Annotated in this window: 21 protein-coding genes; 15 read left to right on the top strand and 6 right to left on the bottom strand. The window is 68.5% G+C overall.

What is annotated here, in order from left to right:
• Positions 1-258: 258 nt before the first annotated feature.
• Positions 259-1,779 (bottom strand): glucose-6-phosphate dehydrogenase, encoded by a 1,521-nt coding sequence (gene zwf / locus TSH64_RS33830; RefSeq protein ID WP_109451804.1) that lies wholly within the window; start codon positions 1,777-1,779, stop codon positions 259-261.
• Between the two features lie 137 nt (positions 1,780-1,916).
• Entirely contained in the window at positions 1,917-3,755 is a 1,839-nt protein-coding gene (gene edd, locus TSH64_RS33825; protein WP_109451802.1) for a phosphogluconate dehydratase, read from the bottom strand.
• A 239-nt stretch (positions 3,756-3,994) separates the two neighbouring features.
• Between edd and TSH64_RS33820 the strand changes: the two genes are divergently transcribed.
• The 9 genes from TSH64_RS33820 to pqqE all read left to right on the top strand — a co-directional run bounded on the left by TSH64_RS33820 (position 3,995) and on the right by pqqE (position 10,531).
• Entirely contained in the window at positions 3,995-4,912 is a 918-nt protein-coding gene (locus TSH64_RS33820; protein ID WP_109451800.1) for an SIS domain-containing protein, read from the top strand.
• Positions 4,913-5,150: 238 nt separating this feature from the next.
• Positions 5,151-5,612, top strand: a complete 462-nt coding sequence (gene pedF / locus TSH64_RS33815; RefSeq protein WP_109451797.1) for a cytochrome c-550 PedF — start codon at positions 5,151-5,153, stop codon at positions 5,610-5,612.
• 172 nt (positions 5,613-5,784) lie between these two features.
• Positions 5,785-6,435, top strand: a complete 651-nt coding sequence (locus tag TSH64_RS33810) for a response regulator transcription factor (RefSeq protein ID WP_109451795.1) — start codon at positions 5,785-5,787, stop codon at positions 6,433-6,435.
• Complete coding sequence (locus tag TSH64_RS33805) at positions 6,432-7,046, top strand: rhodanese-like domain-containing protein (protein WP_247873318.1); 615 nt, start codon at positions 6,432-6,434, stop codon at positions 7,044-7,046. The genes TSH64_RS33810 and TSH64_RS33805 overlap by 4 nt, the downstream gene beginning before the upstream one ends.
• Before the next feature lie 136 nt (positions 7,047-7,182).
• A complete protein-coding gene (gene pqqA, locus TSH64_RS36735) occupies positions 7,183-7,263 on the top strand; it encodes a pyrroloquinoline quinone precursor peptide PqqA (protein WP_014249839.1) in 81 nt (26 codons plus the stop codon).
• A gap of 113 nt (positions 7,264-7,376) precedes the next feature.
• Positions 7,377-8,309: a pyrroloquinoline quinone biosynthesis protein PqqB gene (gene pqqB, locus TSH64_RS33795; RefSeq protein ID WP_109451793.1), complete on the top strand. Its 933-nt coding sequence runs from the start codon at positions 7,377-7,379 to the stop codon at positions 8,307-8,309.
• A complete protein-coding gene (gene pqqC / locus TSH64_RS33790) occupies positions 8,306-9,082 on the top strand; it encodes a pyrroloquinoline-quinone synthase PqqC (protein ID WP_109451791.1) in 777 nt (258 codons plus the stop codon). The genes pqqB and pqqC overlap by 4 nt, the downstream gene beginning before the upstream one ends.
• Positions 9,079-9,375 (top strand): pyrroloquinoline quinone biosynthesis peptide chaperone PqqD, encoded by a 297-nt coding sequence (gene pqqD / locus TSH64_RS33785; protein ID WP_109451789.1) that lies wholly within the window; start codon positions 9,079-9,081, stop codon positions 9,373-9,375. Before pqqC ends, pqqD begins: the two co-directional genes overlap by 4 nt.
• Positions 9,376-9,412: 37 nt before the next feature.
• On the top strand, positions 9,413-10,531 hold the full coding sequence (gene pqqE, locus TSH64_RS33780; protein ID WP_109451787.1) for a pyrroloquinoline quinone biosynthesis protein PqqE: 1,119 nt from the start codon (positions 9,413-9,415) through the stop codon (positions 10,529-10,531).
• Between the two features lie 58 nt (positions 10,532-10,589).
• On the opposite strand, the gene TSH64_RS36090 is transcribed toward pqqE, so the two are convergent.
• Complete coding sequence (locus TSH64_RS36090) at positions 10,590-10,766, bottom strand: hypothetical protein (RefSeq protein ID WP_174473776.1); 177 nt, start codon at positions 10,764-10,766, stop codon at positions 10,590-10,592.
• 177 nt (positions 10,767-10,943) lie between these two features.
• Between TSH64_RS36090 and TSH64_RS33775 the strand changes: the two genes are divergently transcribed.
• From TSH64_RS33775 to TSH64_RS33755, 5 genes are all read left to right on the top strand, one after another.
• The gene (locus TSH64_RS33775; RefSeq protein ID WP_109451785.1) at positions 10,944-11,876 is read left to right on the top strand and encodes an ABC transporter substrate-binding protein; all 933 of its coding nucleotides are present in this window, start codon (positions 10,944-10,946) and stop codon (positions 11,874-11,876) included.
• Positions 11,877-11,885: 9 nt separating this feature from the next.
• On the top strand, positions 11,886-13,070 hold the full coding sequence (locus TSH64_RS33770) for an ABC transporter permease (protein WP_247873317.1): 1,185 nt from the start codon (positions 11,886-11,888) through the stop codon (positions 13,068-13,070).
• Positions 13,067-14,041, top strand: coding sequence for an ABC transporter ATP-binding protein (locus TSH64_RS33765; protein WP_109451783.1), 975 nt, complete (start codon positions 13,067-13,069; stop codon positions 14,039-14,041). The genes TSH64_RS33770 and TSH64_RS33765 overlap by 4 nt, the downstream gene beginning before the upstream one ends.
• On the top strand, positions 14,038-14,796 hold the full coding sequence (locus TSH64_RS33760) for an ABC transporter permease (RefSeq protein WP_247873316.1): 759 nt from the start codon (positions 14,038-14,040) through the stop codon (positions 14,794-14,796). Before TSH64_RS33765 ends, TSH64_RS33760 begins: the two co-directional genes overlap by 4 nt.
• Positions 14,797-14,890: 94 nt before the next feature.
• Positions 14,891-15,430, top strand: a complete 540-nt coding sequence (locus TSH64_RS33755; RefSeq protein ID WP_109451781.1) for a hypothetical protein — start codon at positions 14,891-14,893, stop codon at positions 15,428-15,430.
• Positions 15,431-15,446: 16 nt separating this feature from the next.
• Here TSH64_RS33755 and TSH64_RS33750 read toward each other — a convergent pair whose 3' ends face one another.
• From TSH64_RS33750 to TSH64_RS33740, 3 genes are read right to left on the bottom strand one after another with little or no spacing between them, the layout of a single operon-like run.
• Complete coding sequence (locus TSH64_RS33750; protein ID WP_247873315.1) at positions 15,447-16,037, bottom strand: PqiC family protein; 591 nt, start codon at positions 16,035-16,037, stop codon at positions 15,447-15,449.
• A gap of 29 nt (positions 16,038-16,066) precedes the next feature.
• Positions 16,067-17,785, bottom strand: coding sequence for an MlaD family protein (locus TSH64_RS33745; protein ID WP_109451777.1), 1,719 nt, complete (start codon positions 17,783-17,785; stop codon positions 16,067-16,069).
• Complete coding sequence (locus TSH64_RS33740; RefSeq protein WP_247873314.1) at positions 17,778-19,103, bottom strand: paraquat-inducible protein A; 1,326 nt, start codon at positions 19,101-19,103, stop codon at positions 17,778-17,780. Before TSH64_RS33740 ends, TSH64_RS33745 begins: the two co-directional genes overlap by 8 nt.
• Positions 19,104-19,380: 277 nt before the next feature.
• Here TSH64_RS33740 and TSH64_RS33735 point away from each other — a divergent pair, with 277 nt between their 5' ends.
• Positions 19,381-20,139: a GntR family transcriptional regulator gene (locus tag TSH64_RS33735; RefSeq protein WP_247873313.1), complete on the top strand. Its 759-nt coding sequence runs from the start codon at positions 19,381-19,383 to the stop codon at positions 20,137-20,139.
• Positions 20,140-20,175: the final 36 nt, after the last annotated feature.

The raw sequence follows: 20,175 nt of genomic DNA, 5'->3' as shown, positions 1-20,175 counted from the left end.
TAAACTTGTCAAAGAACCCGCCCGATGCAGAAACCGCTGCTCCGCCGAACCCCTGGGGTTCGACTGTCAAGCGCCGGTTTGTCGGGCTTCCCTTCGCGTGTCGGTCGCTGCCGTTACGGCGGCGCCGGCGTCGTTCGCGTCGGGAGGCGTCTTATATGCGGGCCCGGCCCAACCCTGCAAGAACTTTCTTCACTCCCATGACGTTTTTTTGACCGGAGGGCAAAAAGGGGCGCCGGAATACCCGGCGCCCCCTGCCCGTCAGAAGGCGGCCGACGGGATCTCATCGTCGTGCCAAGTGCGGCCGTCGCGCTCGATCAGGGCGATGGACTGCGAAGGCCCCCAGGTGCCGGCGATGTAAGGCTTCGGCATCTCGTGCCGGGACATCCAGCCATCGATGATCGGCTCTGCCCACTGCCAAGCCGCCTCGACCTCGTCACGGCGCATGAACAGGGTGGAGTTGCCGCGCACCACATCCATCAGCAGACGCTCGTAGGCATCCGGGAACCGGCCGCCGAAGGTCTGGGCGAAGCTGAGATTCAGCGCCGCCGGCCGAAGACGCATACCCCCCGGCCCCGGCTCCTTGGTCATCAGGTGAAGGCGGATGCTCTCGTCGGGCTGGAGCCGGACGATCAAGCGGTTGGCCTGTAGCTCCCCGGCCCCTTGCGGGAAGATCGAATGGCGGATCGGCCGGAACTGGATGACGATCTCCGACATCTTGGCCGGCAGGCGCTTGCCGCTGCGCAGATAGAAGGGCACGCCGGCCCAGCGCCAGTTGTCGATCTCCAGCTTCAGCGCAACGAAGGTCTCGGTACCGCTGCCGGGCGGGATGCCGGGTTCGTCGAGATAGCCGGGCACAGCACCGCCGGCCACCGCACCGGCGCGATACTGACCGCGGACGGTGCAGCCGCCGACCTCGTCCGCACCGATTGACTTGAGCGAGCGCAGGACCTTCAGCTTCTCGTCGCGCACCGATTCCTGGGCGAGCGAGATCGGACATTCCATGCCGACCAGACAGACGAGCTGAAGCAGGTGGTTCTGGACCATGTCGCGCAAGGCGCCGGACTGGTCGTAATAGCCGCCGCGCTCCTCCACGCCGACCGTCTCGGCGACGGTGATCTGCACATGGTCGATGTGGTCGGCATTCCACAGCGGCTCGAACAGGGAGTTGCCGAAGCGCAGAGCCAACAGATTCTGCACCGTCTCCTTACCGAGATAATGGTCGATGCGGTAAATCTGCTGCTCGGTGAAGACGGCGCCGACGCGATCGTTGATCTCCTGCGCCGAGGCGAGGTCGCGGCCGATGGGCTTTTCCAGAACGACGCGCGACTCCGGAGTGGCGAGACCGAAGGCGCGCAGCTGATCGCTGACCGGACCAAACAGGCTGGGAGAGGTCGCAAGATAGAAGATGCGGACGGCACCGCTGCTGCGCGACGGCGGGTTGTTCAGCCGCTCGGCCAGTTCGTCCCAGCCGTTGTCCGAGGTGGCGTCGACCGGAACATAGTCCAGCCGCTCAAGGAAGCGGGCGACCAGGGCGGTATCGCGCTCGTCGGCCGGCACATGCTCGCGGATCGCCTCCTCCGCCTTGGCGCGGTAGTCGGACGGAGCCAGCGGGCTGCGCGAGACGCCGATGATGCGGCTGCCCTCGGCCACCTGCCCTGCCTTGTCGCGCAGGTAGAGCGCCGGCAGCAGCTTGCGCAGGGCCAGATCGCCGGTGCCGCCGAACACCGTATAGTCGAAGGGAGGCAGTGCGGGGGCTGCACCGGTGGAGCGGGAGTGCATCTTCGGACCTCTCGACGTCGATGGCACGGTGCCTTTGGTCTGCCCGTGCGTCATGGTGCCACAGGGATGGGCCAGTCACAATGCGGGCCGGCATGGCCCTGTGCCAGCCCGCAGTTCCAGGATTCTGTCCTGCGGGATCACCCCAGCAGGTTGAGGACGGAGGCACCGCTCTCCGCCGGGCCGGCATTGTTGCGGAACAGGGAGAACAGCTCCCGCCCGCAGCCATGGGAAGCATCCTCGCTCGGCGGCGGGGGCGCGCCACGGCTTTCCCACTCCGCCGCATCGACAAGGGCGTTCAGCGCCCCGGCCTCAGCGTCCAGCCGCAGGATATCGCCGTCGCGTACGCGGCCGAGCGGACCGCCGCCCTTCACCTCCGGCGTGACGTGGATGGCGGCCGGCACCTTGCCAGACGCACCGGACATGCGGCCGTCGGTCACCAGCGCGACCTTGAAGCCCTTGTCCTGCAACACGCCCAGCGGCGGGGTCAGCTTGTGCAGTTCCGGCATGCCGTTGGCACCGGGGCCCTGGTAGCGGACGACGACGATCACATCACGGTCGAGTTCGCCAGCGCGGAAAGCGGCCTGGACGGCCTCCTGGCTGTCGAAGACGCGGGCCGGAGCCTCGACCAGGCGATGTTCCGGCTTGACCGCCGAGGTCTTGATGACGCCGCGGCCGAGGTTGCCGGTCAGAACGCGCAAGCCCCCTTCGGCGGCGAATGGCGCCGCGGTGGTGGCGACGACCGACGGGTCGCCGCTCTGGTCGGTGGCAGCCCTGGTCCAGGTCAGGGCACTGCCTTCGTCCAGCCCGGGCATGCTGCGGTACGGCTCCAGCCCACCGTCGCCATGGATGGTGGAGATGTCGGTGTGGAGGAGCCCGGCGTCGATCAGCTGACCGATGACGAAGGGCATGCCGCCGGCCTGATGGAAGCGGTTCACGTCGGCGCTGCCGTTGGGGTAGACACGGGCCAGCAGCGGGACGACCGCCGACAGCTCCGAGAAATCCTCCCAGTTCAGCTCGATGCCGGCAGCGGCGGCGATGGCCGGGATGTGCAGGGTGTGGTTGGTCGAACCGCCGGTGGCCAGCAGCCCGACGATGCCGTTCACCAACGCGCGCTCATCGACGATGCGGCCGATGGGGGTGCCGGCACCGGGGGCGGTCATCGCCACCACCCGGCGGGCGGCGGCATCGGTCAGCGCGTCGCGCAGCGGCGTGTTGGGGTTGACGAAGCTGGCGCCCGGCAGGTGCAGGCCCATGATCTCCATCAGCATCTGGTTGGTGTTGGCGGTGCCGTAGAAGGTGCAGGTGCCGGGCGCGTGGTAGGATTGGGACTCCGCCTCCAGCAACTCCTCTCGACCGACCTTGCCCTGGGCATAGAGCTGGCGCGCCTTGGCCTTGTCGGCATTCGACAGGCCCGACGGCATCGGGCCGGCGGGGACGAAGATCGTCGGCAGATGGCCGAAGGCGAGCGAACCGATCACCAGGCCGGGGACGATCTTGTCGCAGATGCCCAGGCACAGGACGCCGTCGAAGGTGGCGTGGGAAAGGGCGACGCCGGTCGCCAGCGCGATCACGTCGCGGCTGAACAGCGACAGTTCCATGCCTTCGTAGCCCTGGGTGACGCCGTCGCACATGGCGGGCACGCCGCCGGCAACCTGCGCCACGCCGCCGGCCGCGCGCACCGACTCGCGGATCATCGCGGGATAGCGCTCGTAGGGCTGATGGGCGGAAAGCATGTCATTATAGGCGGTGACGATGCCGATCGACGGCTGTGCCTCGCCGCGCAGAGCCGCTTTGTCGTTCGCACCGCAGGCCGCAAAGGCGTGGGCGAGGTTGGCGCAGCCCAGGCGATGGCGACGCGGCTTTCCACCGGCGCTTTCCAGCCGCGCCAGATAGGCAGCACGGCGGTCGCGGCTGCGCTCCGCGATGCGCTCCGTCACGCGGGCGACGACAGAATTCAGGGGAACGGGCTTGCTCATGATCGCGTCTCGACCGTTTGTGGGAGGCGATGATTTCCGGAACGGACCATACGCCTGGGAGGACGGGCTGTGAAGAAAAATTTTTTCATAAATGGGATGGCTCAGCTGGATTTCTCGCCATCCACGGCAAAATTCTTCACAATGACAGCAGCGCCGCTCCGGACGCTGCCGCTTTCGCGATGGTGCGGCGGCCGGTGTCTCGCGGAATCGGCCTCCTTCCAGGGAAGTAACTTTACGCCATGACATCCCCGGTCAACAGCACAGCCGCCTCCCCTACACCATTGGACATCCTCGATGAGATCCGACGGTTGCGAAGCGAGCTGAAACGGTCGGAAGGGCAGATCGCCGATCTGGTGCTGGCCGATCCGCGGCGGGTGCTCGACCTGAACGTCACGTCGCTGGCGCAGGCGGCGGAGGTCAGCGAGGCGACGGTGGTGCGTTTCTGCCGCAGCGTCGGCTGCGCCGGCTTCCCTGACTTCAAGCTGCGGCTTGCCGAATCCCAGGCACGGGATGCGTTGCGCGACGAGGTGCGCAGCGGCACCCCCTATGTCAGCAAGGATGTCGCGCCGGACGACGATGTCGGAACACTGGCGCGAAAAATTTTTTCATCGAGCGCGGCGGCTTTGACCGCGGCATCGTCCACGCTGGACGACGAGGCGCTGGAGCACGCCATCGCTCTTCTTGCGGGTGCGTCGCGCGTGCTGTGCGTCGGCACTGGCGGGTCGAGCGCGCTGGCTCAGGACGCCGCGCACAAGCTGCTGCGCTTCGGTGCCGACGCCCAGCCCTGCGCCGATCCGGTGCTGGCGCGCATGCTGCTGGTCAACATGACGGCCGGCGGGGTGCTGTTGGCGCTGTCCAACACCGGGCGCAGCGGGACGATCAACGAGCTGGCGGCGGCGGCGCGGTCGCAGGGCACCGCAGTGGTGGCGATCACAGCACCACGGTCGCCTCTGGCCGCGATGGCGAGCGTCGTCATCGCCAGCCGGCCGGTGGAGGACACTGAGATGTACACGCCGATGGCCTCGCGACTGGTGCATCTGACGCTGATCGATGTGTTGTCGACAGGGGTGGCGCTGCGGCTGGGCGATCCGGCGGTGCGGCAACTGGCGAAGGTGAAGGCGGCGATCAACGCCGGGCGGCTGCCGCCGCTGACCTGACGGCGGGTTCCCGGCAGCCTGCCCTTTGCGTCATCCGACCATAGACCAAGTTGCCACGGCGCAATTTTGACCTTGCCGGCGGGTCTTGTACCATCGTCGAATAATTTAGCGAACGAACGATTGCTATCCTTGGCCGCAATCCGGCCTCGCAACCGTCAAGCACCTCCGCAAAACAGGGAGTCTGCGGCACGGCACAATGCGGGAGCCCAAAGACGGATGCAGGAAGAGGACGCAAGAGATGACCCAGATCCCTGCCACGCCGCCCGACCGGCTCCCCCGCCTTGCCTCCTTCGCCACGCTTGCGCTGGCCGGGCTGTTGACGGCGGCGCTGTGCGGCCCGGCTCTCGCCCATGGCGACGTTGTCCCGCAGCCGGTGGACACCACCGGACTGGAGAAGCTGGGCGAGACATGGCGGGACAGCAATCCCTACCGCGGCAACCCGCGCGCCATCGAGATCGGTGCCTCGGCCTTCAACCAGAACTGCGCGCGCTGCCATGGACTGGGTGCGGTGTCCGGCGGCATCGCCCCCGACCTGCGCTACCTGGAGAAGGGCGATGGCGGCGACGAATGGTTCAAGGAGCGCGTCACCAACGGCTCGATCCGCAACGGCGTGACCTACATGCCGAAGTTCGGCGACGCCCTGGGGCAGGAGGCGCTGTGGTCGATCCGCTCCTGGCTGGAAACCGTGCACGAAGAGTGACGGCCCGCTCCAACCGAAGGGGAGTACATCCGATGGCGGTGCGACATGTTCGCGCACAAAACAATTCGGGTCGTTCGCGTTGTTGCGCCTGTCCATTTCGCTCTGACACAATGGAGGCGGGATGCTGTCCCAGTCTTCATCTTGTCTGCCGCTGTGCAGGGAACCGCAGGCCATGACCCGGATCCTAATTGCCGATGACCATCCGATGGTGCGCGACGCCCTGCGCAGCGCGGTGCTCTATTCCTGCCAGGCCACCGACGTGATGGAGGCGGACCGGCTCGACAGCGTCATGCAGGCGCTGGAGGAGCGCGGCGACCTCGATCTCGTGCTGCTCGACGTCAACATGCCAGGCATGAACGGCCTGGGTGGGCTGCGCACATTGCGCCAGCGCTTTCCGGCGACGCCGGTCGTCGTCGTCTCCGCCCATGAGGAACGCCGCTGGGTACGCGAGGCGATGGAGAGCGGGGCCGCCGGTTTCATTCCCAAATCAACCCCGCGCGACGCCATCGCCGCCGCCCTGCGCCAAGTCCTGAACGGCGAGCTTTACGTTCCTCCCCAAGCAGCGGACGAGGCGAACGCCGACGAGGCCGAGGATGCCGAGACGGCTGAGATCGCGCGGCGTATCTCCACCTTGACCGCGCAGCAACTGCGGGTGCTGGAACTTCTGGGCACCGGCAAGCTGAACAAGGAGATCGCCTTCGACCTCAGCATCACCGAGACGACGGTGAAGGCCCATGTCTCGGCGATCCTGCAAAAGCTGAAGGTCTACAGCCGCACCCAGGCGGTGGTGATCGCCAACCGTGTGCTGGCCGACCGGCGGTGAGGGCCTGTAGGCGCTTACCCCCACCCCGCCCGGCGAGGACGACCGGCTGGGGATCCAACCTCCCAGCGGCCGCCGCTCTTGTCCTCACCCTCGCCTTCACCACCCCCACCCTGGCCGCCGGTATTCCACAGCCGGACGGCTACCGCCTGTCCGATTACCGCTCGCCCACGCCGGACGGGGTCGTCGGGGCGGAAACGGTCGACACGCCTGCGGTGCAGACGCTGCTGTCGCAAGGGCGCCTCATCCCGATCTTCGTCCAGCGCCTGGAGCGCAGCACGCTGCCCGGCGGCCCCTGGCTGCAATCGAAGCCCTACCGGCAAATTCCCGGCAGCGTCTGGCTGCCCAATGTGGGGGTGGGGTCGCCCGATCCGGCGACGCTGGCATGGTTCGAGTCCCAGTTGGACCGGCTGACCGGCGGCGACCGCTCGCGCGATCTTTTGTTCTACTGCCTGTCCGATTGCTGGATGTCATGGAACGCGGCCAAGCGGGCGGTGTTACTTGGCTATGCCCGTGTCCATTGGTACCCGACGGGCATCGACGGCTGGATGGAGGCCGGTCTGCCGACGGAGGAGGCGCATCCACTGCCCCCTCCCGCCACATCCACTCCCTGATTTCGGGGGCGGGTCGGCATCGAAGGAGGTGGCGGATTACACCATGGTAGCATGGCGGCCCTCCGCCCCGGACCGCTATTCTTCATCTTGCCAACCATCCTGGTAAGCAACAGTCAGCAAGCAGGAGTATCACGCGATGAAGACCTGGCGCAAACCGAAGACCACCGAAATCGCCGTCGGCACCGAGATCAACGCCTACGCCTGCGCCGGCCTCTAAGCCGGACGAGGCGGGGCCGGGGAAGCACGGCGTGACAGCTCTTCCCCGGACCTGCCTTCCCTCAGGGCCTTTTTCTCAAGGACCGCACCCAAGACGCGCTCAAGACGGTGGCCATGAAGATTCTCGTACTCGGTTCGGCAGCCGGCGGGGGCTTCCCGCAATGGAACTGCGCCTGCGAGGGTTGCCGCCGTGCCCGTTCCGGCGATCCGGCGGCCAAGCCTCGCACCCAATCGTCGCTGGCGGTGACCGCCGACGGCGAACGCTGGCTGCTGCTGAACGCCTCGCCCGATCTCGGCGCGCAACTGCTCGCCAACACGCAGCTTCATCCCCAAAATGGCCTGCGCGGCAATCCGATCAGCGCGGCGCTGCTGACCAATGCCGACATCGACCATGTCGCCGGCCTGCTGACCCTGCGCGAATCCCATCCCTTCGCCGTCTATGCCACACCGCGCGTCCATGGCGTGCTGGCCGGCAACAGCGTGTTCAACGTGTTGAATCCCGAGCTGGTCGCCCGTCGACCGATCGCGCTGGGCGAGCCCTTCCAGCCCGCCGGCACCGACGGTCGGCCGCTGGGGCTGGAAGTCGAGGCGTTCGCGGTGCCGGGCAAGGTGGCGCTCTATCTGGAGGACGCGTCGGCCGGACCCGGCTTCGGCTCCGTCGCCGAGGACACAGTAGCGCTGCGCATCCGCTCCAGCGACGGGTCCAGCGACGGCTTCTTCTATATCCCCGGCTGCGCCGGCATGCCGGGCTGGCTAGCCGACCGGCTGCACGGGGCGCCGCTCGTGCTGTTCGACGGCACCACCTGGACCGACGACGAGATGGTCCGCAGCGGCACCGGGGTGAAGACGGCGGCACGCATGGGCCATATGCCGATGTCGGGACCGGCCGGCAGCATGGCCGCCTTCGCGCCGCTGAACGTCGGCCGCAAGATCTATATCCACATCAACAACACGAACCCCGCCCTGCTTGAGGATTCGCCCGAACGGGCGGAGGCCGAGGCGGCCGGCTGGCGCATCGCCCATGACGGGCTGGAGCTGACCCTATGACTGAGCTGATGTCCCGCGAGGAGTTCCGCGCCGCGCTCTATGCCATCGGCGAGCGGCAGTATCACGACCTCCACCCGTTCCATCAGCTGCTGCACGGCGGAAAGCTGCAGAAGGGACAGATCCAGGCCTGGGCGCTGAACCGCTTCTATTATCAGGTGTCGATCCCGCGAAAGGATCTGACCATCATGTCGCGCATGGACGACCCGGCGCTGCGCCGTGCCTGGTTGCAGCGCGTGCTGGACCATGACGGGCTGACCCAGACCGGCGAGCTGGACGAGACCAAGGTCGGCGGCATCGAACGCTGGCTGCGACTGACCGACGGGCTGGGGCTGGACCGCGACTATGTGAAGTCGCTGGAGGGGCTCCTGCCCGCCACCCGCTTCGCCGTGGATGCCTATGTCAACTTCGTGCGCGACCATTCGCTGCTGGAGGCGGTGGCATCCTCGCTGACCGAGCTGTTCGCACCGTCGATCCACCGTGAACGCATCGCCGGGTTTGAGCGCAACTACGCCTTCGCCAACGACAGCACCCTGTCCTATTTCCGCAAGCGGCTGGACGAGGCGCCGCGCGACGTGGAGTTCGGTTTGGACTATGTGCTGACCAATGCCCGTACGGCGGAACAGCAGCGGCAATGCCTGCGCGCCCTGCGCTTCAAGACCGAGCTGCTGTGGGCGCAGCTGGATGCCCTGCACCATGCCTATGTCACCCCGAACCTGATCCCGCCCGGCGCCTTCGTGCCGGCGGACATGGAACCGACACGGTACAGCCGGTGAACGCCATCGCTCCCAACATCGCCGAGACCGACCGGCTGCGGCTGGCCCCCGGCGTCATGCTGCGCAACGACCGCCGCCGCGGCCAGTGGATGCTGATGGGGCCGGAGCGGCTTCTGGTGCTGGACGAAATGGCGCTGGCGGTGGTGCGCGCCTGCGTCGGCACGGAGGTCGCCGACGTGGCCGCCGGCATCGACCGGCTGACCGTGGAATACGACGCGCCGCGCACGGAGGTCGCCGCCGACGTGCTGGAGATGCTGACCGACCTGCGCAACAAGGGTTATGTCGTCACATGAGATGCCCCGGGAGGTGTGTCTCCAGGAGGTGTGTCCAATGAGCTGCGCCCTGCCCGCCTTTGCGGCATCCTCGGCCGCCGAACCGGCCCCGCCCTTCGCCGTGCTGATGGAGCTGACGCACCGCTGCCCGCTGCGCTGCCCCTACTGCTCCAACCCGGTGGCGCTCGAGTCCGCCAGCGCGGAGCTGGACACCGCCACCTGGAAGCGCGTGCTCGACGAGGCGGCGGATGCCGGTGCGCTCCAGGTGCATTTCTCCGGCGGGGAACCCTGCGTCCGCAAGGATCTGGAGGAGCTGGTCGCCCACGCGACAGAGATCGGGCTCTACAGCAACCTCATCACCTCGGCCGTGCTGCTCGATCAGCCGCTGCTGGAGCGGTTGCAGCGCGCCGGGCTCCAGCATGTGCAGATCAGCCTTCAGGATGCCGAGGCGACCGGCGCCGACCGCGTCGGCGGCTTCAAGGGCGGCCACGTGAAGAAGCTGGAGGTGGCACGGGCGGTGGTCCGGCAGGGGATGGCGCTGACCATCAACGCGGTCCTGCACCGCCACAACATCGACCGGGTGAATGACGTCATCGATCTGGCGATGGATCTCGGCGCCGGACGGATCGAAATCGCCAACGTGCAGTATTACGGCTGGGCGCTCGCCAACCGCGCAGCCCTGATGCCGTCGCGCGAGCAGTTGCTGGCGATGGACGCGGCGGTGCGCGCCCGGCTGCCCGAACTGGCTGGGCGGATCGTGGTCGATTACGTCGTGCCGGATTATTATGCCCGCCGGCCGAAGAGCTGCATGGGCGGCTGGGCGCGCCGTTTCATAAACATCACCCCGCGCGGGCGGGTTCTGCCCTGCCATGCGGCGGAGACGATTCCGGGGATGACGTTCGAGACGGTGCATGACCGCAGCCTGTCCGACATCTGGCGGGACGGCCCGGCCTTTGCGCGCTACCGCGGCACCGACTGGATGCCGGAGCCCTGCCAGTCCTGCGACCACAAGGAGGAGGATTGGGGCGGCTGCCGCTGTCAGGCCCTGGCGCTGGCGGGCAGCGCCGATGCGGCCGACCCGGTTTGCGAACTGTCGCCGGCCCATGCGGAGGTCGCCGTGCTGCGCGACCGCGACGCCGCGGCGTTGGGAACGGAATGGACCTATCGGGGACTGTAGAAGAGTTTTATGTCGGGGGGAGTATCGGCCGCGATCTCCCCCTATCCGTCCACCCTCCTCACTTGTCGTGCCCCGACCCGCCCTTCTTGCCGCCGCCATCCTGCTTGTTGACGGTCGCCCAGGCGCGGCTTTCTGCCTCATCTTTGGACACGCCGCGCTTCTCGTAACTTTCTTCGATGTGCTCGGCTTTGCGCTTCTGCTTGTCGGTGTACTTGTCCTTGTCGCCCTGGGACATCGGATCCTCCTGATTGGGCTGTTGGGGTTTCCCGGTCAACAGCTTCGCCGGATGGGAAGTTCCTCGGGGAAATAGGCGAAAACTCATATCCGGGACAGGACAGACGGAAAGCGCGGCTTGCCGTAAGCGCAGCCGTCACCCATCCTTTTCCCAATGCTTTCAGGGGGAGGTTCCGGGGTGTTCACGATCTTCAACAAGAGCCGCGCCTTCATGGGTGCGGCGGTTCTGGCATTGGGCCTCGCCGCCGGGTCGGCACAGGCGACGGATGCGGTCCGCGTCGGCTCCAAGCTCGATGCCGAAAGCGGCCTGCTCGGCACCATGATCCTGCAGGTCTTGCAGGCGGGCGGCATCCCGACGGAAAACAAGATCCAGTTGGGCCCGACCAAGATCGTGCGCGGTGCCCTGCTGTCCGGCGAGATCGACATCTATCCCGAATACACCGGCAACGGTGCCTTCTTCTTCAACGTCGACAGCGACCCGGTCTGGAAGAATGCAGGTGCCGGCTATGACAAGGTCCGGCAGCTCGACCAGGAGAAGAACAGCATCGTTTGGCTGAAGCCGGCCCCGGCCAACAACACCTGGGCGCTGGCCGTGCGTCGCGACGTGGCCGATGCCAACAAGCTGAAGACCATGGAGGATTTCGCCAAGTGGGTCGGCAGTGGCGGCAAGGCCAAGGTCGCCGCGTCGGCCGAGTTCGTGGAGAGCCCGGCCGCCCTGCCCTCCTTCCAGCAGACCTACGGATTCGCGCTGAAGCCCGACCAGATGCTGATCCTGGCCGGCGGCGACACCGCGGCCACCATCCGCGCGGCGGCCGAACAGACGTCCGGCGTCAACACCGCCATGGTCTACGGCACCGACGGCGCCATCGCGGCCCTCGACCTCGTCGTGCTGGCCGACACCAAGGGAGCGCAGATGGTGTATGAACCGGCACCGACCGTCCGCGCCGCCGTGCTGACCGCCAACCCGAAGATCGCCGACCTGCTGAACCCGGTGTTCGCCAGCCTCAATGCCGAGACCCTGCGCGGGCTGAACGCCAAGATTTCGGTGGACGGCCAGGACCAGAAGCAGGTCGCCACCGACTACCTGAAGTCCAAGGGCTTCCTGAAGTAAGCCGGCGACGTGACCAGCCGGCCTCTCCTGCACAACCGCGTCGCCCTGCTGATGGTGCTGGCCGCGGCGGTCGCCGCCGTGGCCTTGCCCTTTCTCGGCTTCGCCCCCAACCGCTTGCTGTCGGGACGGCCGGTGCCGTTGTGGGCGGCGGCGCAGGGGTTTGACGGAGCGATAGCCCTGCTGCCGGGGCTGGCGCTGCTGGCGACGCCGTTCCTGCGGCCCACCCGTACCGGGCTCGGCCTGACCGTCGTGGCGGGAGGACTGTTCACCGCCGGGCTGGTCTGGCTGGCGGGCGCGCAGGCGGCGGCACTGGCGCAGGGAGCCTCCGCAGCGGCGCGGACCTCCTTCGCCTCCGGCTTCTGGGTGATGGCGGCGGCGGGCCTGCTGACCGCCATCGACGCGGCGCGCCGGCTGGGGCTGGGCGCCATCGGCCGGATGGCGGTCGGCGGGGCGGTCGCCGCACTGGTGGCGCTGCAACTGGCGTCCGGCCATCTCGACGCGCTGTCGATCCTCAAGGAATACGCCAACCGCCGCGAGATTTTCGCCGACGCCGTGCTGCGCCACGCCATGCTGGTGGCGGCGGCGCTGGTCCCGACCCTGCTGATCGGCATTCCTCTCGGCGTCGCCGCCCACCGGGTGCAGGCGGTCGGACGCGCGGTGTTTCCGGTGCTGAATGTGGTGCAGACCGTGCCGTCCATCGCCCTGTTCGGCCTGCTGATGGCACCGCTGGCGGCGCTGGGCGCGATGCTGCCGGGGTCGGGGATCAGCGGGGTCGGACCGCTGCCGGCGGTGATCGCGCTGACGTTCTATTCGCTGCTGCCCATCGTCCGCAATACCGCGGTCGGGCTGGACGGCGTTCCCGCCCCGGTGCGGGAAGCCGCCCGGGGCATGGGGCTGACGCCGGGCCAGATCTTCCTGCGCGTCGACCTGCCGCTGGCTCTGCCGGTTTTCCTGTCGGGACTGCGCATCACCGTCGTCCAGGCGGTCGGGCTGGCGGCGGTGGCGGCGCTGATCGGGGCCGGAGGGCTGGGCGCCATCATGTTCCAAGGGCTTTTCGCCAACGCGCTGGACCTTGTGCTGCTGGGCGCCGTTCCCGTCATCCTGCTGGCGGTGGCGGCCGACGCCCTGCTTTCCATCGGCATTGCCGCCGCCACACACAGCATCGGCGTCCTGCCGGGAAGGAGTGCGCCATGATCGACTTTGAGCGCGTGACCAAGCGCTTCGGCTCCTGGACGGCGGTGGATGCCGTGTCCTTCACCGTGGCGGAGGGGGAGTTCCGCGTGCTGATCGGGCCGTCTGGCTCCGGCAAATCGACGGTGCTGCGGATGATCAACCGGCTGATCCCCGCCGACGAGGGCGCCATCCGCATCGACGGCGTGGACATCGCGTCCTTGAAGCCGGAGGAGCTGCGCCGGCGCATGGGCTACGTCATCCAGTCGGTCGGTCTGTTTCCGCATTGGACGGTGGAACGCAACATCGCCACCGTCCCCGGCCTACTCGGCTGGCCCAGGGCGCGCATCCGCGACCGGGTGACGGAACTGCTGGAATTGCTGAACCTCGATCCCCGCCGGTATCGCGGCGCCTATCCGCACCAGTTGTCCGGCGGACAGCAGCAGCGCGTCGGCGTTGCCCGCGCCCTGGCGGCCGAACCGCGCATCCTGCTGATGGACGAACCGTTCAGCGCGCTCGACCCGATCACCCGCGCCAGCCTGCAAACGGAACTGTCGGCCATTCACCGCCGCACCGGCACCACCGTCGTCTTCGTCACCCACGACATGGACGAGGCTCTGCGGCTTGGCGACAGCATCGCGGTGATGGACCATGGCAGGCTGATCCAGTGCGCCACGCCGCTGGACATCCTGACGCGTCCGGCCAGCCCGCTGGTGCGCGACCTTGTCGGGCGCGAGGAATGGGGGCTGAAGCGGCTGGCGGTGGAAACCGTCGGCGACCGCGCCCGCCGGCAGGAGAGCGTGACCGGCGAGCCGCTGGCCGCCGAGACGCCGCTGCACCGCGCCCTGTCCGAAATGGTCGCCCGCGGCACCGAACGGCTGCCGGTGGTGGACGGCGACGGCCGGCCGGCCGGCGTGCTGCATCTGTCCGACCTCGTCCGCCCCACCTCCGCCGGAACGGTCTCCGGCGGCCCAGCCGCCAGTGGAACGGCATGACCGGCGTCGGCATGGCCCCACGAGATTTCCTGACCGACCGGCTGATGCTGGGTCTGGTGGTGCTGGTGGCGCTGGTGCTGGGCATGCCGTCGCTGAAGCCGCTGTTCGCGACGCTGTTTCCCCGCCTGGACCGGCCACTGTACGAGGCGGAGAGCTTTGTCAGCCTGACGCTCGACCACATGGCGCTGGTCGGCGTCTCCAGCCTCGCCGCGATCCTGCTGGGCGGCGGCGCCGGCATTGCCGTCACCCGTCCGTGGGGGCGGGAATTCCGTGGACTTCTGGAAACCGTCGCCACCATGGGCCAGACCTTTCCGCCGGTGGCGGTGCTGGCGCTGGCGGTTCCGGTGATGGGCTTCGGCCCCGAACCGGCGCTGATCGCCCTGACGCTCTATGCCCTGCTGCCGGTGGTGGAGAACACGGTCGCCGGGTTGGACGGCGTCCCGGCCCCGGTGCTGGACTCGGCCCGCGGCCTCGGCATGGGACCGGCGGAGATGCTGTTCCGCGTCGAGCTGCCGCTGGCCGCCCCGGTGATCCTGGCCGGCATCCGCACCGCCGTCATCATCAATGTCGGCACCGCCGCCATCGCCTCCACCGTCGGCGCCAAGACCTTGGGGCTGCCGATCATCGTCGGGCTGAACGGGTCCAACCAGGCCTATGTCATCCAGGGGGCGCTGATCGTCGCCGCACTCGCCGTGGTGATCGATGCCGGCTTCGACCGGCTCGCCGGCTGGCTGACCCGCTGGTCGCAACGCTGAAGCTGGACCGAACCCAGTCATTATTGCGAATGACTTGCATTCGCAATTTCGGCGTCCTACTCTCCGCTGACCCATCCCCCAAGCGGAGTCCGCCATGTCCAGCATGCAGTCCCATCGCCGCGCCGCCCCGTTCCGGGAACGCTTCCAGGATCTGTGCAGCGCAGAGATGCTGGTCGTCTCGGTGCTGCGGCTGTGGGCGGAGCCTCTGCGCGAACCGGAGCGGCAGCATCCTCATTGGCAGGATGGAATGACCGCGGCCGGGCTGTCGAACGATGCGGCGGTGGCGTTCGACACGCTGATGCGCATCGTGCTCGCCGCCACCACCCGTCCGCTCGACCTCCATCGCCCGCCCTGCCCGGCCTTGGGCACCGACGAGGCGTTGCTGCTCGACATGGTGCGGTTGGCCCAGCAAGGGCTGCATGGCGAGGCCGGGGTGCTGATGAACGACTGGCTGTCGCTGACCGCCGTGCGCATGGCGATGGCGCCGCTCTGCGTCCTGGCCGCGGCCCTCGCCCGCGCCGGCCTGACGCTGCCTGACCCTACGAAGACGTCGCATATGCCAGGCCGGCCGGTGGCCGGTCATATGGACGGGCCGCGCCCCACCGCCGACCGCGGTGCCACCCTGCTGCACTGAAGGGCCGCGCGCCTGCCTAACGCCGCAAGCCCGCGGCGATGCGGTCGGCCAGGGTCGCGACCGCCTGGCTCATCTTACGCACCTGCGCATCGGGATCGGCGCCCGCCTCCGGCACTTCCACCGTCTCGCGCGTCGGCCCGATCTTGCGCCCGCCGGCGCCGCTGCCGGGCGACAGGGTCCACTGCGCATCCAGAACCACGCGCCCCGAGGCGTCGGCGTCGAAGCGCAGCACGGTGACGGCCAGCACCGGAGTGTTCTCTGCCACCGTACTGCCGGCCACCGGAAGCATCGTCGTGCCCGGCAGCCGAGCCGCAAGGTCGCCGGCGAGGGTGGAGCGCAGGCCGTCGGCCAGCGGCTCCGCCCAGCGGTCATACTCCAGAGCCTCCACCCGGTTGCCGTCAATGCGGCGGACGATCTGCGGCCGGTCGATCAGCATCGGCAGGTCGAGCGAGCCCAAGGCCAGGGTCCGGGGCATTGTCGCTGCCGGCTGCGCCGTACCGGCCGGCGGGATCACCGCCAGCGTGTAGAGCCGGCTGTCCGGCGTCGACTGGCAGGCTGCCAGCACGAAAAGCGGCAGCGCCAGCGCAGCATTCCGGAATCCGCACATCACCTTCATCCCCTCTGCTCCCCATCCCATTATTTCTTGCCTTGCAGCAGCGCTTCCGGATGGCGTTCAAGATAGTCTGCCAGCACGCGGAAGGACCGCGCGGCGTCGTTCAACTGCCGCATCACGCCCGGCAGGTCGGCCTGTCCACTCCCACCGCCCAGCAGCCCGCTGGCATTCTTCAGCGTGCCTTCCGCCGCGGTCGCCACCCCGCGCAGGCTCGTCAGCAGTTGCGGCAGTTGCCGGTTGGTGTCGCGCATCAGCGCATCGGCGCTGCCCAGCGCCTTGGCGAGTGCGGCCAGCGACCGCGCGAGGTCCGGCGAACCGGCGAGGCCGCCAACCGACTGCAAGGTGCCGCGCAGGTCGGCGATCAGCCCGTCCAGCGGCAGGGCGGAAACCTTCTCCATCACCACCCCGGCCGAGGCCATGATCGCATCGAGGTCGCTGGAGGCCACCGTCGGCAGCTCCGACCGCTCCGATCCCGGCGAGGGCGGCAGGCCGGGAGCGTAGTCGAAGGAGACCAGCTTCTGCCCGGTGATCAGGTTGCCCGAGGCCAACCGGGCCCGCAGACCCTTCTCCACCTGCATGGCGACCAGCTTGCGCACCGCCGCCTCGTCCATCGGCTTGCCGTCGATCACCGCATAGGTCCGGGCGACCAGATCGGGCTCAAAATCGATGTCGACGGGTATGTGCAGTTCCTCCCTGGCCTCGTCATACACCAGCCGTACGGCGGCGACATGGCCCACCGTCAGCCCGCGCATCAGCACCGGGGCACCGGCCTGCAGTCCCTGGACCGAACCGGGGAACTCCAGCCGATAGCGCACACGCAGCCGGTCGCGGGCAGCGGCGGCGGACGCCTGATCCTCGTAAAGCGTGAAGCTGGCCCAATCCAGCGCCTGGGCTCCAGCCTCAGGATCCGCCGGGGTTTCCAGCACCACGCCGCCCAGCGCCAGCGACTTCAGCGATTCCGTCTGGAACTTGATGCCGTCGGCCCCGGCTGAGAACTGGATGCCCGACGACCGCCAGAAGCGGCTTCCCTCATGCACCAGCCCCTCATAGGGCGCACGGACGAAGATCGCCACCGACACGCTGCGGTCCTGCGGCGACAGGTTGTAGCCCATCACCTCGCCCACCTGGACACCGCGGAAATAGACGGGAGAACCCTGGGCCAGCGACCCCAGCTGCTCGGTCTTCAGGTTGAAGCTGCGGCCCGGCACGTCGGCGCGGACCACCGGCGGCTCGTCCAGCGCATCGAACTCCCGCCGGTCATCGCCGCCGCCGGGCTCCATCTCCACATAGGTGCCGGACACCACGGTGCTGAGCCCCGACACACCGCCGAGGCCGAGGCGCGGCGCCACCACCCAGAAGCGGGTGCCGTCCTTCAGGTGGCGGGCGGCGGCGCGGTCCATCCGCGCCGTGGCGATCACCTGGGACAGGTCATCGGACAGCCGCACCGATTCGATCACGCCCAGATCGACGTTCTTGTGCTTGATGCGGGTCCGCCCGGCCTCCAGCCCGTCGCCGGACTGGAAGGTGATGACGATCTGCGGCCCGCGCTCCTCGAACCAGCGCCAGCCGAGCCAGCCGGCGATCAGCGCCGCCACCAGCGGCAGCAGCCACAGGGGCGACAGCCGCCGGCGCGGCGGTGTCGCGACCTCGGGCGGGTGATCGGCAGGCGGATGGCCGCCAGACGGGTGGCTTTCCGGCGAATGGGGAGCCGGCCGGTCGTTGTCTCGGATCTCGTCAGCCATGCCGCGTCATTCCAGCCTGTTCGTTCTGCGCCGCATCGGGCGCTCCCTCTTCCGCGCGGTCCCACATCACCCGCGGGTCGAAAATGTGGCTTGCGATCATGGTCAGCACGACCACGCCGGCGAAGGCGATGGCGCCGGGATCGGCGCGGACGGAGGCGACGGCGCCGAACTGCACCAGTGCCGTGAGGATGGCGATCATGAACACGTCGATGTTGGACCAGCGCCCGATGGCGTCGATGATGCGGTACAGCCGCGTCCGGGCGTGCAGCCTGGCGGCCGAACGCCGCCACGCGGCCAGGAGGAACCAGCCGAGCCCCGCCAGCTTCAGCACCGGCACGGCGACGCTGGCGACGAAGACCAGCAGGGCCAGCGGCCACAGCCCGGCCTCCGCCAGTTCATGCACGCCGCTGAGGATCGTGCTGGGGGCCCCTTGGCCGAAATTGACGACGGTCATCACCGGCAGCAGGTTGGCCGGGATGTAGAGCACGGCGCCGGCGGACACCAGCGCAGCGGTCCGCTCCAGGCTGTTCGGCTCACGCGGGTGCAGGCGGCTGTGGCAGCGGGTGCAGCGGTCCGGCGCCGGCCCATGGTCGCAGCCATGGACCCGCTGGCAGACGGTGCAGGCGACCCAGCGCCTGGGCGCCGGCGCATCGCCGGGCGGCACATGGTCGATCGCCTGCCAGACCCGGCGGCTGTCGAGCGCCAGGTCCATCAGCGTGCCGGCCAGCACGAAACCGCCCAGCGCCAGCCCGCCGGCCAGGAACTCCGCGTTGGCGAAGCCCTTCAGCCGCGAATAGCCGACCAGCAGCCCGAGCAGGAAGACGTCCAGCATCGCCCAGGGCCGCAGCTTCTCGGCCCAGGCGAACAGCCGCGCCGTCTCCCGCACGTGGGCGGGAGGGCGACCGTCATGCAGCCGCTGCAGCACGGCGATCACCGCCATGATGCGGGCGAAGGGGGCGGCCAGCACCAGCGCGCCGACCAGCAGCGACAGCGGCCACATGCCCTGGTCGGCCAGGATCTCGACCCCGGTGGTGACAAGGCTTGTGCGGTCGTTGCCCTGGATGTTCACGCCCATCAGCGGGTTGGCGGCGATGAGCATCAGCATCAGGGCGCTGGCGACCGCCATGGGCAGCGCGTGGCGGACGCCGCCGCGCCCATTCCGGAACAGCACCGCGCCGCAGCGCGTGCACTCGGCCCGGCGGCCCGGCGTCGGCAGGCGGACGCGGTGGAGGCGGCCGCAGTCGGGACAGGCGACGAGATCGTCACGACTCTCCGCCGCCGGCACCTTCAACCCTTCCTTGCCCGTTCCAACCGACATGCACGCACGCAAACCTTCCAGCCGACGAAACCCGCTCTCCAATTGGCTTTTATTAGCGTTGGCGCAAGCCCCTGCGAAGCGGATAGGCGGAATTCCGCCGCGTTGCAACATGGGTTGTGTCACGTTCGGGAATTCGCGATTGACCGAAAGATTATGTACATACATTATCGTCGAAACGTCACATCGCGGCGCGGAGAGCGGGGTGCAGGGGTTGGCACGGCAAGGCCTGACCGGACAGAACCGCGGTAACGGACCGGCGTCCCCGCCGGACCATCCGTTGCAAGCCGGCCTGACGCCTGACAGCACCCTCGACGGCCGCGGCCCCCTGTTCGACCAGATCAAGCGCGCGGTCGCCGGGCAGATCCTGCGGGGACGCTGGCAGGCGGGCCAGCGCCTTCCCAACGAGGCTGAATTGTCCAGCCTCTACGGCGTTTCCCGCCAGACCGTACACAAGGCCATTGCCCTGCTGGCGCGGGAGGGCTTCCTGGTCCGCCGCCGCCGTGCCGGAACCTTCGTCGCCACCAGCCGCCGCGACCGATTCGCCCTGCCCATCGAGGACATCGGCGACGTGGTGGCGCGGGATGGGCGTGTCTACGAATTCCGCATCCGCGACCGCAAGATTTTTCGCAACGGCGAGGGCATCCGCTGGCCCGACCTGCCCGACGGAACGCCGATCCTGACGCTGGAATGCCTGCATTTCAGCGACGGTACGCCGATCCAGCACGAACGCCGGCTGGTCAATCTCGACGTCGTGCCGGAGGTGGTTGACGAATCCTTCGATGTCGTGGCACCCAGCCGATGGCTGGTCGACCGGGTTCCCTGGTCATCGGCCGACCACACCGTGCGCGCGGTCAACGCGACGGCGGAGATGGCGGCCTTGCTGGGGGTGGAAGCCGGTGCGGCCTGCCTGTCGATCCGGCGGCAGACCATGCATCTCAGCAGGCCGGTGACGCTGGTTCACTTTCTCTCGGTCGGAGACCGCTTCAGCCTCAGCGGATCGTCGATCACCGACAGCGCGACCGAGTTGAATTTGTAAACACAAAAGGACCGGTGACAGGCGCCGGCCGCAACA

This window comes from Azospirillum sp. TSH64, from assembly GCF_003116035.1.
In the GTDB taxonomy this organism is placed as follows: Bacteria; Pseudomonadota; Alphaproteobacteria; order Azospirillales; family Azospirillaceae; genus Azospirillum.
This window is presented reverse-complemented; position numbering and strand designations above follow the sequence as displayed.

Excerpts from the sequence above, each read along its gene's own strand:
- zwf (WP_109451804.1), bottom strand. The coding sequence starts at position 1,779 with ATGCACTCCCGCTCCACCGGTGCAGCCCCCGCACTGCCTCCCTTCGAC.
- edd (WP_109451802.1), bottom strand. The coding sequence starts at position 3,755 with ATGAGCAAGCCCGTTCCCCTGAATTCTGTCGTCGCCCGCGTGACGGAG.
- TSH64_RS33820 (WP_109451800.1), top strand. The coding sequence starts at position 3,995 with ATGACATCCCCGGTCAACAGCACAGCCGCCTCCCCTACACCATTGGAC.
- pedF (WP_109451797.1), top strand. The coding sequence starts at position 5,151 with ATGACCCAGATCCCTGCCACGCCGCCCGACCGGCTCCCCCGCCTTGCC.
- TSH64_RS33810 (WP_109451795.1), top strand. The coding sequence starts at position 5,785 with ATGACCCGGATCCTAATTGCCGATGACCATCCGATGGTGCGCGACGCC.
- pqqA (WP_014249839.1), top strand. The coding sequence starts at position 7,183 with ATGAAGACCTGGCGCAAACCGAAGACCACCGAAATCGCCGTCGGCACC.
- pqqB (WP_109451793.1), top strand. The coding sequence starts at position 7,377 with ATGAAGATTCTCGTACTCGGTTCGGCAGCCGGCGGGGGCTTCCCGCAA.
- pqqC (WP_109451791.1), top strand. The coding sequence starts at position 8,306 with ATGACTGAGCTGATGTCCCGCGAGGAGTTCCGCGCCGCGCTCTATGCC.
- pqqE (WP_109451787.1), top strand. The coding sequence starts at position 9,413 with ATGAGCTGCGCCCTGCCCGCCTTTGCGGCATCCTCGGCCGCCGAACCG.
- TSH64_RS36090 (WP_174473776.1), bottom strand. The coding sequence starts at position 10,766 with ATGTCCCAGGGCGACAAGGACAAGTACACCGACAAGCAGAAGCGCAAA.
- TSH64_RS33765 (WP_109451783.1), top strand. The coding sequence starts at position 13,067 with ATGATCGACTTTGAGCGCGTGACCAAGCGCTTCGGCTCCTGGACGGCG.
- TSH64_RS33760 (WP_247873316.1), top strand. The coding sequence starts at position 14,038 with ATGACCGGCGTCGGCATGGCCCCACGAGATTTCCTGACCGACCGGCTG.
- TSH64_RS33755 (WP_109451781.1), top strand. The coding sequence starts at position 14,891 with ATGTCCAGCATGCAGTCCCATCGCCGCGCCGCCCCGTTCCGGGAACGC.
- TSH64_RS33750 (WP_247873315.1), bottom strand. The coding sequence starts at position 16,037 with ATGTGCGGATTCCGGAATGCTGCGCTGGCGCTGCCGCTTTTCGTGCTG.
- TSH64_RS33745 (WP_109451777.1), bottom strand. The coding sequence starts at position 17,785 with ATGGCTGACGAGATCCGAGACAACGACCGGCCGGCTCCCCATTCGCCG.
- TSH64_RS33740 (WP_247873314.1), bottom strand. The coding sequence starts at position 19,103 with ATGTCGGTTGGAACGGGCAAGGAAGGGTTGAAGGTGCCGGCGGCGGAG.